At 39.6% G+C, this 12,850-nt stretch carries 10 protein-coding genes and 1 pseudogene; 9 read left to right on the top strand and 2 right to left on the bottom strand.

Annotation, left to right across the window (positions count from 1 at the left end; genetic code table 11):
* Nucleotides 1-24 precede the first annotated feature (24 nt).
* The 4 genes from tdc to BFJ94_RS05950 all read left to right on the top strand — a co-directional run bounded on the left by tdc (nucleotide 25) and on the right by BFJ94_RS05950 (nucleotide 4,769).
* Nucleotides 25-1,896 carry a tyrosine decarboxylase gene (gene tdc / locus BFJ94_RS05935; protein ID WP_120461831.1) on the top strand — a complete coding sequence of 624 codons (1,872 nt, stop codon included), beginning with the start codon at nucleotides 25-27 and terminating at the stop codon, nucleotides 1,894-1,896.
* An 84-nt stretch (nucleotides 1,897-1,980) separates the two neighbouring features.
* Nucleotides 1,981-2,805, top strand: a complete 825-nt coding sequence (gene thiD, locus BFJ94_RS05940; RefSeq protein WP_120461832.1) for a bifunctional hydroxymethylpyrimidine kinase/phosphomethylpyrimidine kinase — start codon at nucleotides 1,981-1,983, stop codon at nucleotides 2,803-2,805.
* A gap of 93 nt (nucleotides 2,806-2,898) precedes the next feature.
* Nucleotides 2,899-4,266 (top strand): Na+/H+ antiporter NhaC, encoded by a 1,368-nt coding sequence (gene nhaC, locus BFJ94_RS05945; protein WP_120461833.1) that lies wholly within the window; start codon nucleotides 2,899-2,901, stop codon nucleotides 4,264-4,266.
* A 191-nt stretch (nucleotides 4,267-4,457) separates the two neighbouring features.
* Nucleotides 4,458-4,769, top strand: a complete 312-nt coding sequence (locus BFJ94_RS05950; RefSeq protein ID WP_120461834.1) for a YerC/YecD family TrpR-related protein — start codon at nucleotides 4,458-4,460, stop codon at nucleotides 4,767-4,769.
* A gap of 785 nt (nucleotides 4,770-5,554) precedes the next feature.
* Here BFJ94_RS05950 and BFJ94_RS05955 read toward each other — a convergent pair.
* Nucleotides 5,555-6,340, bottom strand: coding sequence for an SDR family NAD(P)-dependent oxidoreductase (locus BFJ94_RS05955; RefSeq protein ID WP_120461835.1), 786 nt, complete (start codon nucleotides 6,338-6,340; stop codon nucleotides 5,555-5,557).
* A gap of 153 nt (nucleotides 6,341-6,493) precedes the next feature.
* Between BFJ94_RS05955 and BFJ94_RS05960 the strand changes: the two genes are divergently transcribed.
* The 5 genes and pseudogenes from BFJ94_RS05960 to BFJ94_RS05980 all read left to right on the top strand — a co-directional run bounded on the left by BFJ94_RS05960 (nucleotide 6,494) and on the right by BFJ94_RS05980 (nucleotide 11,623).
* On the top strand, nucleotides 6,494-7,258 hold the full coding sequence (locus BFJ94_RS05960; protein ID WP_162944197.1) for a LuxR C-terminal-related transcriptional regulator: 765 nt from the start codon (nucleotides 6,494-6,496) through the stop codon (nucleotides 7,256-7,258).
* A gap of 72 nt (nucleotides 7,259-7,330) precedes the next feature.
* Nucleotides 7,331-7,612 (top strand): annotated as a pseudogene (locus BFJ94_RS05965) (UDP-N-acetylmuramoyl-L-alanyl-D-glutamate--2,6-diaminopimelate ligase); the annotation flags it as partial.
* Nucleotides 7,613-7,704: 92 nt separating this feature from the next.
* Nucleotides 7,705-8,883: an SIR2 family protein gene (locus tag BFJ94_RS05970; protein WP_120461838.1), complete on the top strand. Its 1,179-nt coding sequence runs from the start codon at nucleotides 7,705-7,707 to the stop codon at nucleotides 8,881-8,883.
* Nucleotides 8,867-10,303 carry a helicase HerA domain-containing protein gene (locus BFJ94_RS05975; protein WP_162944198.1) on the top strand — a complete coding sequence of 479 codons (1,437 nt, stop codon included), beginning with the start codon at nucleotides 8,867-8,869 and terminating at the stop codon, nucleotides 10,301-10,303. Before BFJ94_RS05970 ends, BFJ94_RS05975 begins: the two co-directional genes overlap by 17 nt.
* A 126-nt stretch (nucleotides 10,304-10,429) precedes the next feature.
* Nucleotides 10,430-11,623 carry a transposase gene (locus tag BFJ94_RS05980; RefSeq protein WP_016311143.1) on the top strand — a complete coding sequence of 398 codons (1,194 nt, stop codon included), beginning with the start codon at nucleotides 10,430-10,432 and terminating at the stop codon, nucleotides 11,621-11,623.
* 617 nt (nucleotides 11,624-12,240) lie between these two features.
* On the opposite strand, the gene BFJ94_RS25320 is transcribed toward BFJ94_RS05980, so the two are convergent.
* A complete protein-coding gene (locus tag BFJ94_RS25320; RefSeq protein WP_162944199.1) occupies nucleotides 12,241-12,570 on the bottom strand; it encodes a hypothetical protein in 330 nt (109 codons plus the stop codon).
* Nucleotides 12,571-12,850 lie beyond the last annotated feature (280 nt).

A 12,850-nucleotide genomic window follows, 5' to 3' on the forward strand; every position in this document is an offset into this window, starting at 1 on the left:
AATTCTAATCACGGAGGTAACAACATGAACTATCAAATTCCTGAAATTAACCTCAAAGCATTGTTCCTTGGCGACAAAGGCGAAAACGTTGATTTGTTCAAGGACATCTTATTGAAAATGGTTGACGAGCATGTAGGCTGGCGTCAAAATTACCAACCTCAAGACTTGCCGGTTATCACACCTTTCGATAAAAGTTCAAAGAGCTTTCAAGATACTGCAGACCATATGCGCAGCGTATTCAATGTATTATCTTCGAAACTTCGCTCTAAATCGCTGCCATGGCATACAGCTGGACGTTTCTGGGGTCATATGAACTCCGAAACCTTGATGCCTGCCATTATCGCTTATTCAGCAGCAATGCTCTGGAACGGTAATAACGTGGCTTACGAATCTTCCCCAGGTACATCTGAAATGGAAGAAGAAGTTGGACATGAATTGGCTAAAATGATGAGCTACAAACCAGGCGAAAGCTGGGGCCATATCTGTGCTGACGGTTCCATCGCTAACCTGGAAGGCTTGTGGTATGCACGTAACATCAAATCCTTGCCACTCGCATTCAAGGAAGTTGTTCCTGAAATGGTTGAAGGCAAATCCGAATGGGAATTGCTGAATATGTCCACTGAAGAAATCATGGATATCGTTCAAAAGGTTCCTGATAAAATGGATGATATTAAAGCCGTATCCGCTCGTAGCGGTAAAAACCTGCAAAAGCTAGGTAAATGGCTCTTCCCACAAACGAAGCACTATTCCTGGCCAAAAGCTGGCGATATCATCGGTATTGGTCTTGACCAAGTAGAAGCAATCGATGTAGACAGTGAATATCGCATGGACATCACTAAACTGGAACAACGTATCCGTGAATTGGCTGCAGAGAAAATTCCGGTACTCGGCGTTGTCGGCGTTGTCGGTAGTACAGAAGAAGGTCAAATCGACCATATCGACAAGATTGTCGAACTTCGTAAAAAACTGGCTAAAGAAGGCATTTACTTCTATATTCACATTGATGCTGCTTATGGCGGTTACGCACGCTCGATTTTCCTGGATGAAAATGATCAATTTATCGATTATGATAAGATCGATGAAGTATACAAGAAACACCATATCTTTACCGATATGAAATTGAAGGATGAATGGCTGACTGAAGACATCTACAATGCCTTCAAAGCATTCAGTGAAGTTGAATCTGTAACGATCGACCCTCACAAAATGGGTTATATCCCTTACTCTGCTGGCGCGATTGCAATCCGCGACATCAGAATGCGTGAAGCGATCTCTTACTTCGCAACTTATGTATTTGAAAAAGGCGCTGACATTCCTGCATTGCTTGGTGCTTATATCCTTGAAGGTTCCAAAGCCGGTGCAACTGCAGCCGCTGTATGGACAGCTCATAAAGTATTACCACTGAACGTAACTGGTTATGGTAAACTAATGGGTGCCAGCATCGAAGGTGCATATCGCTTCTACAACTTCTTGAAAGACAAGAAATTTAATGTTAATGGCAAGACTATCGTACTTCATCCATTGACTAAACCAGACTTCAACATGGTTGACTATGTATTTAATGAAGAAGGCAACACTGACTTGGTGAAAATGAACAAATTGAACCATGACTTCTTCGACTATGCTTCCTATGTTAAGGGCGGTTTGTATAGCAATGAATTCATCACTTCCCATACTGACTTCGCTATTCCAGACTATGGCAACAGCCCATTGGAATTCGTGAAGAGCCTTGGATTCACTGAGGCAGAATGGGATCGTGCAGGTAAGGTTACTATCCTTCGTGCTTGCGCATTGTCTCCTTATGCTCATGATGAAGCAACATTTGAAGATTATGCAGCTAAGATCGAGAAAGCAATGCAAGACAAGCTCGAACAAATCTACATGTACGAAATGTAATTATCACAAATAGGAAATGCGTAACAACCTTACCAGGGTTGTTACGCATTCCTCTTTATCCATAATAAGGGGTGGTTTTTGAACATGTCGAACATAAGAAAAGTGCTTACAGTTGCAGGCTCAGATTCAAGCGGAGGGGCAGGGCTTGAGGCCGATCTGAAGACATTCCAGGAATATGGAACCTTTGGATTCTGCAGTATTACCTCCATTGTAACGATGGACCCCGATAACAATTGGCATCACGACGTAACGCCGATCGATCCAGAACTGGTTCACAGACAGATCAAGACCGTATTATCCGGTGGCAAGCTTGATGCGTTGAAGACTGGGATGCTCGGTTCCGTTGAAGTAATTGAGCTGTTAAGCAAAATTATTGATGAGAATGATATCGCTAACATCGTCATTGACCCGGTCATGGTATGCAAAGGGGAGGACGAAGTCGTTCAACCTGAGAATGGACATGCCATCCGTGAATTACTGCTGCCTAGAGCAACCATCACTACGCCTAATCTGTTCGAAGCTGGTCAACTGGCCGGAATGTCCAAGGTAAAAACCATCGACGATATGAAGGAAGCTGCGCGGCAGATCTTCGATCTGGGCGTTAAGAATGTCGTTATCAAAGGCGGCAAGACCCTAGAAGCTGAGAAAGCCGTTGATCTACTGTATGACGGTAATGAATTTACGCTGTATGAAGCTGACAAACTGGAAACAAACCATAATCATGGGGCAGGGTGTACCTTCGCAGCAGCCATCGCAGCTGGTTTAGCTAAGGGAATGCCGGTTAAAGCTGCGGTATCCAAAGCCAAGGAATTTACAACAGCGGCTATTCATGGCGGATTTGCCTTTAATCGCTATGTAGGGCCAGTTTGGCATGGGGCATTTAATAAGGCCGAAGGGCGTATTGAATAATTAGAGCTTATTTGGTCAATCTATAAATCGAATCACTAAATTACTCCGTTTACAACAAATGTTCAATCATAACTTGATAAGGAGTTCAGGCTTATGAACAAAGAGGTTACACTAAAAGAAAGCCTGTTTCTGTTAGTCGTTCTGTTAGCGATTATTGGAGCATGCATTATTGGTCTCGGGATGGATCCACAAATTCCGATTTTGATATCTCTGGGCGTTATTATCATCTTCGCGAAAATTAAAGGGGCTTCCTGGGATCGTATCCATAAAGGAATTTCCAACGGGATTAGTCCCGGGCTTATACCTATTCTCATCTTTATGCTCATCGGAGCATTGATCAGCGTCTGGATCTCCGCAGGAACCATTCAGACCATCATGATATATGGCTTCAAAATATTATCCGCTAAATACTTTTTGCCTTCCGTATTTGTTATTTGCGCAGTCGTAGGGGTTACTGTAGGCAGCTCGTTCACGACGATCTCAACCGTAGGTATCGCATTCTTCGGCATGGGGCAAATTATGGGCTATGATCCTGCAATTACGACTGGCGCCATCATTTCAGGTGCCTTCTTGGGCAACAATATCTCTCCATTATCTGACACAACCAATCTGGCGTCTGCCATTGCCGAGGTCGATCTATTTGAACATATCCGTTATATGATGCGTGTCGTCATACCTGCTTTTCTGATCACAGTGATCTTCTTTGCGGTTATGGGACATGCTAATGTATTAACGACAGGGGATCAAGTTAATGAGCTCGTTAATACATTAAGTACATCATTTCCTATTTCGATCGTTACCTTAATACCAGTTCTAGTGCTATTCCTGTGCGCATGGCGTAAGGTACCTGCAATTCCGACGTTGCTGTTAAGTATCGTCTTCACGATCGGTGTTATTTATATTTATCATCCGCATACCAGCCTATCGGACATTTCGGCGCTGATGCAGAATGGTTATGTAGCTAACACTGGAGTAGAGAGTGTAGATAAGCTGCTTACGCGTGGCGGTATACAGAGCATGATGTGGTCGGTATCCTTGATTCTCCTGGCACTCGCTCTGGGCGGTTTGCTTGTCGAGATGAATATCATCAAGACGATTATCTCGCGGATCACTTCCTTCGTAAGTACAAAGGGCAAACTGATCTTAATGACAGGCCTCAGTGCAATGGGAGTTAACTTGCTGCTAGGCGAGCAATACTTATCGATTATTCTGCCGGGTGAAGCGTTCAAGGCACAATACGATGCGATCCAATTAGATCGTAAGGAAATGTCGAGAATCCTCGCTAACGGAGGCGCAGCAGTGAATGCCTTGATCCCATGGGGCGTAAGCGGCGTGTTCATCACAGGCACCCTGGGCGTTTCGACATTGGATTATCTACCGTTCGCCGTTTTCTGTATCGCAGCGCCAATCTTGAATATTTTGTTCGGATTTGTAGGCAAAAAATCGGCAAAATCCTCTTAATACATCACGATATACAAGCATAGATTGTGTTAAAATGAAAAAAGTTGGTATGCTGCCAACTTTTTTTCTGTTAAACGTGTATAATGTATAATGGTAAAAAAAGTCGAATGGTAATAATTCCAAGTAAAAATTATTGTTTTATTGTGTTATACATAAATCAGGAACTTGCCATGACTCAAGGAGGGACATTAATGCTAATTAATGAATTAAAAGGAAAAGCATTGGACGAATTTATGGAAGGTATTCTAACCTTGGAAACCAAAGAAGAGTGCTATTCTTTTTTTGATGATTTATGTACTGTAAATGAAATTAAAACGTTAATTCAGCGTTTCCAAGTAGCCAAGATGCTGTATAACAATAATACGTACAATAAGATCGAAACTGAAGCAGGGGCGAGTACAGCCACCATCTCGCGTGTGAAGCGTTCTTTGTATCACGGCAATGATAGCTATGAGCTAATGTTCAGTCGCATGAAGAATTCCAATCCGAAGAAGACCGACTAATTACAAATACGGTCATTTAGAAATCCCATGGATATAAAGCGCTTACAATAGCTAATTATGCCAATTCTATAATAAGTGATTAGAAGCCAGATATCTTGTGGGGGTATCTGGCTTTTGTTTGAGGTGGGGAGGGGGTGTAAGCCTATAGCTGCTACACACCGCTTAGAATCGCCTGGGCGATGCCGGGCCGCTGCGTACAAGCTTCTAGCGTTGCAGTGCTTCGCTGAGGCTGCGTGACTGCGGATTAGTCGGTCAAACATGGCCCAAGCGTCACACAGACGCCTAGGCGATCGCTGTCGCCTTACCGCCAAGACAGTTCGTAACAAGGTTCGTTCCACGGATAGAGTCAGTAATAGAGTTAGTTGCTACATAGGGCGAGTCGTTGCCACGCCACAACTTTGTGCCGGAACTTTGTATTCGAAGCTTTGTATCATAACCTTGCAAACCTCCGGAAAACCTTAGCCAACCTCCAAACCTGCAAAAGTGCAGGCTTTTCATACGGAATCCCCTTTTCTGCACGAATTCCTGCAAATCTGCAGGCTTTTTTACCGTTTTCTTTAGAAACGAGCTGATCTGGCGCAAAAGCCTGCATTATCGCAGGAATTTACATTTTAGGGCGCAGGGTAGTAGAAATTCCTGCATTTTAGCAGGAATTTATCATCGCGGATGGGGGCGTAGGCCGAACCTTGAATCGAATATTTGCGAATGCCGCATAAAGCACACAGCAAAAGCCGAGGACGCATAATCGTCCCCGGCTTTTTATAAAAATAAGTGTGTATTTAAACTTAAATAGTAGCGCCACCATCAACAGCAAATGACTGTGCAGTAATATTATTAGCAAGATCACTACATAAGAAAACAGCCATGTTTGCAATATCTTCTGGTTCTTGTGGGCGCTTTAATGGAATCATGTCGGTAAAACTGGCAAATATCTTCGCTTTTTCCTCTTCGTTATTCTCTCCAGCCATTTCGTTAAGCTGTTTCTCCCACATCTCGGTTCTAACAACGCCAGGCAAAATTGCATTAATATTAATATTCGAGTCTGCAGCTTCTCTAGCTAAAGCGGCAGTAAGAGCCATTACACCGGCCTTTGCAGAAGCATAAATACTTGAAGCTGGAGTGGCCATTTTGGCAGCTATGGAAGAGAGATTCACAATTTTCCCCGATTTACGAGGTATCATATAAGCAAGAGCTGCCTTACAGCCATGAATAGTACCTTTTAAGTCAATGTCAACTACAAGATCTATCTCATTGGTAGAGAACTCATGGATCGGTTTCATGATACCAATCCCTGCGTTATTGATCATGAAATCAAGTTTACCCAACTCACTCGTTGTTGTTTCGATAAGCTTACTGAAGGATTCTGAATCCCGGGTGTCAATCTGGAACGCAATTGAATTACAGCCCAAGTTCTTAATCTCCTCAGCCGTTTGTTTAGCCTTTTCTATGTTAATGTCAGCGACAACCACATCTGCTCCTGCTTGGGCAAATCGCAGAGCAATAGCTTTCCCAAGACCGCTTGCAGAACCAGTTACAATAGCTACTTTACCACTCATATTAATCTCAATCATCCTATTAACCTACCTTTCTCTGTTTGCCTCTAGCATATAGTAAAAGACGAATATACATCATCGGATATATTACCTATATTATGTTATATTATTAACAAGCGATAAAAGAGATGTGGGTGGAGAATGAAACACATTACAATAGAGGACTACCAGATGATACTTGATTTGTGTTTTATGATGGATCACTATGAGGAACAATATCGCCAGAGAATTCTGGAAATTCTGTCCGAAAAATTAGGCTCAGGGTATCACCACATTACCTTCCTCACGCTTGATAAGCACGAACAACTGGCGAACCCTGTTGGTATTAACAAGGTACAGAGATTGTGCGATACTTACACTGAGGGATATGATCGTTTTGACATATTCAGAGACGTATGTAAACCCGGGAAGAGGATCGCCGGGGTTATGTCCATCGAAGATATTATGAGTTTTCATGAGTATGAGCAAACCACTTACTATAATGATTTTCTTCGTAAAGAAAACCTTTATTATGAGTTAGCAGTTCCGCTGTACTACAATAATAGGCTGGTTGGTGGCCTTGGACTTTTTAGAGAGAAGAAGGAGGGAGATTTCTCACCTCGTGATAAGGAGATCGTGAGTCTTCTTTCCCGACATCTAGCCTTAAGCTATCACAATTCGTTACGAGCCCAAGCATTTAATTCTGATCAGTCGCCATTAACGAAAACCTGTCAGAAAGAAAACCTTCTTTTAAAACTGACCTTGGCAGAAAGGAAAATTGTTGCTCTTGTGGAAAAAGGGATGACCAACCGGGAGATTGCCAAACACAACAATATTAGTTTTCACACAGTAAAAGCTCATTTAGAGCATATTTATAACAAACTAGAAGTGCATAGCCGAACAGAAATGTTACATCGAATTAACAGCCAAAATGTAAAGGGGATAAAATCTACATAGTAAAACTTAGTGATTCTGCTTTTCGGTTAAATGGAAACGCTTGCGAATAACAGCGAATACATTAACGTTTGAATAGTTCGGCAAGGAGATTTATTCGTTTGTATACCAGGTATTCCAGGTTTCCAAGAAGACCGACATCAGTATGTAGAAGAAGCTATTAGGGCGGGGGCAGTTGCCTTAGTAGTAGAACATGATGTCAACATCAGCATCAGCGTGCCAACGATCAAAGTGCCGAATGCCCGTTATGCAATGGCCGTATTCGCTAATCATCTGAACGATTACCCGAGTACTGAAATAAAGTTAATCGGAGTGACAGGTACAAATGGAAAAACAACAACTAGTCACATGCTGGATTGAATAGAGGAAGATTACTTGAGAACAAAAGGAAATTAGAAGTGGAATGGCGAAAATTATACTCAAGAGAAAATACAAAAAGGTGAGATGAAATGACATTTTCCGCAATAACACCTTTTTTATATCATTTAAGAAACAATAAGGATATAAATGAAGGAACAGAATTTGAAGATCAGAAAAAAGATATATCTATCATTCTAAGACAAATTTGCAGTAAATCTGAAAATTTAAATTTTTTGCTTGGTTCTGGTTGCTCGCTACCTGCTATTCAATTAATGGGTAATACTTTTATGGAATTAAAGAGGAGTGAACCCCTCTTAAATGATGTTCTTGGAAAATATAATGCGGATAATAGAGATATTGAAGGATTCTTGAATCATTTAAATCATGGTTTGAATTTTCTTGAGCCGGGAAGCGATCACTATAAGAAAATTGAAGAAGCCTTTAAAACTACCAAAAAGTTTCTTTTAAAATCTATAAAACTTGATTATTACGTGAAAACAGATGATCAACCTACAACAGGAGATTTGAATACTATTGCAACATTAGACTTATATCTGAGATTTTATAGAAGTATTTTTAGCTTTCGAGAATTTAATAAGCAAGTATCTCCTGTTAACATTTTTACTACTAATTATGATTTGTTTTCTGAAGTATCACTTGAGATGTTAGGGATACACTATACAAATGGTTTTAAGGGATTCGTCTCTAGAACATTTGATCCATCTGTGTTTCGATTTAGACTCGTTGACGAGGAAAATAGATACAAAGAAAAATGGAGTGCTGTTAGACGGTTTGTAAAATTATTTAAAATCCACGGTTCTATTGACTGGAGATTTGATGAAAAGGATCAAGCAATAAAGCAAAGTAATAATATAGACATTGATTATGCTAATTACTCTCAAGAGATTTTGATTTATCCAACTTTACAGAAACATCTTGAGTCTCAACAGAGTCCTTACTCTGAACTCTTCAGAGAATTCACTAATCATATGCAAAGAAAAAACTCAACACTTATAGTAATTGGATATGGATTCCCCGATGAGCATATCAATCAACTAATTTCCCAGTCTCTTCAGCATGATGATTTTAATCTAATTGTATTTGGCAATAAAAATGAGCTAAATGCTAAATTATTTATTGAGAAACACAAAGAAAAAAGCAATTTCCACTTCATCGGCGGAAATTTTAATAATTTAAATGATGGACATTATTTCAGTAATGTTATCCAATTGCTAGAGGATGGGATCAATAATGCAGACTCGAAATAGTATTGGAGTTATAAGCAAGGTATACACTAATAAAATTGTAATAGAAATACCAGATACAAATAAGATAAATTATAATTTCCAGGGAGATTTATATATTTGTGAGGGGATAAATTCTTTTGTTACAATATATAAATCATTACATCAAAAATTTATTTACCAAATTATTAATTTAGCGGAATTAGAAAAGCCATTTGATAATGAAGATGAATCAAAATTTTATAATAAGGCATATTTTGAAGCAATACCAATTGGGGAGATAAAAGAGGAAAACTTTAAATTTGGTTTATCTAAATTCCCGATGATTGGTAATGATGTTTATCTAACTGATATTTTAGATATGAACCAAATTTTTAAAATTGATGATGACATTCCTTCCTTGTCGTTAGGCTTATTATCTAGCCATGAATATTACTCTCCAAAATTCGCACTGGATAAATTACTTACGAATCATATGTGTATTTTAGGTAATACAGGATCAGGCAAGTCAACAACAGTACGTAAACTTTTAAATGAAATAATTTTATCAGCCAAAGAATTTTCTTTAGATATTAATTCTGCAAAGTTTATAATATTTGATGTTCATGATGAATATGATAATTTGCCAAGCAATATCTCTACTATTACTGATGTGCTAACGGAAATATCAATTCCTCTTAATACTTTGTCTCCAGATGATTGGATTAATTTAGTACAGCCTTCTAATGCAGTGCAACTCCCAGTTTTGATGAATGGACTGCGTTTAGCTAATTTAATTGAAAACAATGAGTCTTCCATTTGTGACTGGGTAAAAGCGTATTGTGCATTAGAACTTTATAATAATGTTCAAACAGAGGTTGTAGGTAAGAGAACTAAAATAGTCTCTTTGCTTCAAGATATAAATGATATTGGTATCAAAAGTATACTTAAAACATATAATTCTCAATTTGGTAATTTTAATAATTTTGATGAACAAGAGTTCATCAATGCTATTAAAAATTTCATTCGAATCAACTCGAATCATGATTATGAAAATTGTAAAGAGTTAATTTTTTCCCTTTTAGAAAGTTCAACTAGCAAAGTAACTCAACTGAAAAATTTAGAGTTAGGAATAGAACTTACTTTTTTATTTGAAGAAAGTAAAGGTAATACTCAAATTCGTTCATACTGTTCCACATTAATGACACGTATTAGTAATTTAATTGCGTCTTATTCTGGATCAATTTTTGATAACAACGAACAAAAAATCAATAAATTCAATGAAGTTTGTAATTTTGAAAAAGGTTTTACCTTATTTAAGGTGGCAAGTCTAGAGAATAAAGACTTACTTTTCTTTACGAGTTATATCTTAAAAAAAACTTATAATAGTCAAAAAGAACAACGGGCTAGTAAAATAAAAGGCGATTCACTTTACCATTTTATTTTTGACGAAGCACATAAATGAGCGTTTTGCAGTAATCTGAGGCCTTGAGCCGTAAGGATTTTCGGACATAAAAAAGGGACTTCACCCCAACTTGGAGAAGTTTTCAAGTGACCAAACCCAAAAACCTCAAGGATGGAGGAAGTCACTTTGTATATTCTCCAAGAATGTCTGTTTTCCTTCGAAGAACTTTTAAAAATTCAACCCAAGGAGAGATTGCCGATCTTCTTCAGTTCTCTCGATCTGAGACCGTATGCCAAGGAACTGAGAAGCCGTTCACCCCGAGGCGCTGAGGGATACTGCAGACAAGGTATTCTACGAGCACTCTTGGCTGCGCCGCTTGAAGGAATAAGTACCTTTTCAGGGTTGCATAAGCGTTTGGATACGGATCTCCGGTTTCGTTATCAGTGTGGTCTTCCGCTGGATCGAGAAGCTCCTTCCATATCCACATTAAGCCGAGTTTTCTCAGAACTGACGAGAAAGGACTTGGCAAAACGGCTTTTTGAGGATTTGGTCACACGCTGTCAGCAGGAAGGTATCATAGAAGGCAGTAACGTCGCCATAGACAGCGCCGCTCTCCGCGCTTACGAGAAAAAGCAGCCCAAACGCAAAAGCGAGCAAACGGGTAATGCGAACTGGGGCGCAAAAATTGATTCCTTCGGCAATAAAATCACATGGTTTGGTTACAAAATTCATCTGGCGGTCGATACGAAAAGTGAATTGCCGATCGCCTTGGAAGTAACGCCGGCGCATGTCAATGATGGAGAAATGGCGCCGGGCCTGATCGAGAAAACAGCGTCCAGGACGAGCACACGATTTTTCATACTCGATGCGGGCTACGACCAAATGAAAGTTTATGAGGCCGCCCGCAACGTCAAGGCACAAGCCATCATTCCCCTTAATCTGCGGGGGGAGAAGGAACCGCCTGCTGGCATGACCTCGAACGGAACACCGTGCTGTTCCATGGGTTATGCGATGACATACTGGGGAGTTGACGGCGATATGCATAAATTTCGCTGCCCGCATGCCACGGGTAAAGTCGACTGTCCGCTTGGCATGGCTGCCTGCTCGTCTTCAAACTATGGAATGGTCGTCAAAGTAAATGCGAAGGATGATCTCCGGCGATACAGCATCCCTCATCGGGATACAAAGCGTTGGAAGGAACTTTACAATGAACGAACCAGCGTAGAACGCTGCAACTCCCGATTGAAAACCTATTTGACGGCAGACGCCGCACATGTCCGGGGCATTCAGAAAGTCACAACTCACCAGTATTTGAATGCCATTGTTCTGCTTGCATCTGCGCTCGCCGTTTCTCATCATTCAAAACGGGCTGCCGCTTAAAAAACGAGCTGTTCTAAAATTCTGCAAGTCTGCCCTTTTCTTCACCCATATAATACCATTTTCGAAAATTACCCCTTAACGACAGTGAATATGCTATCGCTTCTTCTCTGAAACGGAATTATGCAAAACACTCAAATATATAACCGAAAGCGATACTGACATTTTTAATTCTATTAAAATGTTCGAACAAATAGCAAAAGAAGGTAGGAAATTCGGAATTTTCATGTTTCTAGCAAGTCAAAGACCTGGTGAACTATCCAAAACTGTGTTATCCCAATGCAATAATTTCATTCTACACAGAATTAGAAGTAATGTTGACCTAGAACAAATGAGAAGAAGTATCCCATATATTAGTGATTCCCAATTACAACGTATTTCGTATCTAACGACAGGTTCAGCATTATTAGTTGGTGATGCTTTTTCAGTGCCGATGGAATTAATAATCAAAGGAGAAGATTATGGATATCCTTCAGATACTTTTTTTCCATCTAGTATATGGGGAAGATTTAGCAAATCAACTGAGGTATGATCGGGGCCAAGCGAAGGGAATATTAAATTGATGGAGAGATGAGAACAGCTGTAAAATAATATGAACCGATAAAATCGTTTTACACGGTTTATTGTACATCATATTCACAAAACTCGTATTTTGTACATATGTATAACCCAGTAGCCCAACCCTTGGCAGGATTTAAATCCCTTTTTGCTTCTTCAACTATATCTGAACTATCTTTAATTCCATCTAATGATTCAAACACTTCTTCATAATTTGTCATATCCTCACTTGGAATTGTATTAATAATTTCTTTGTCATGAAGTGTGTAAATTATTGATTTAGGAGAACCTGGAACTGAAAAAATCATGTTCCAATATCTCCTCTTTCCATCATATCCTTGATTAGAACCTGATTCTCCGTCAACACTAGATATTAAGTATAACTTTGCCATGGGATCCCATTTAATTGCTTTGAGTTGTCCTATCTTATATGCCTCAAGTAAAGTTACCTTGAAATCTTGTTCGTCGTGAAGAGCTATACTTTGTAGACTTCTATGAAAGTGACTACTGTTGCTTATTGTCAATATTACTGAAGCTAGAACGAGGAAAGTTATGATATAGAATTTATATTTTTTAAAAAGTATAAGACTCTCACCCCTCTCGCTCATATAATTCTTTGGAGTTCATATGGATGCATTCCTCCTTCCCTCCAAAGTTTCATTCCAAGAAATT

This window comes from Paenibacillus aceti, from assembly GCF_003614185.1.
GTDB lineage: Bacteria > Bacillota > Bacilli > Paenibacillales > Paenibacillaceae > Fontibacillus > Fontibacillus aceti.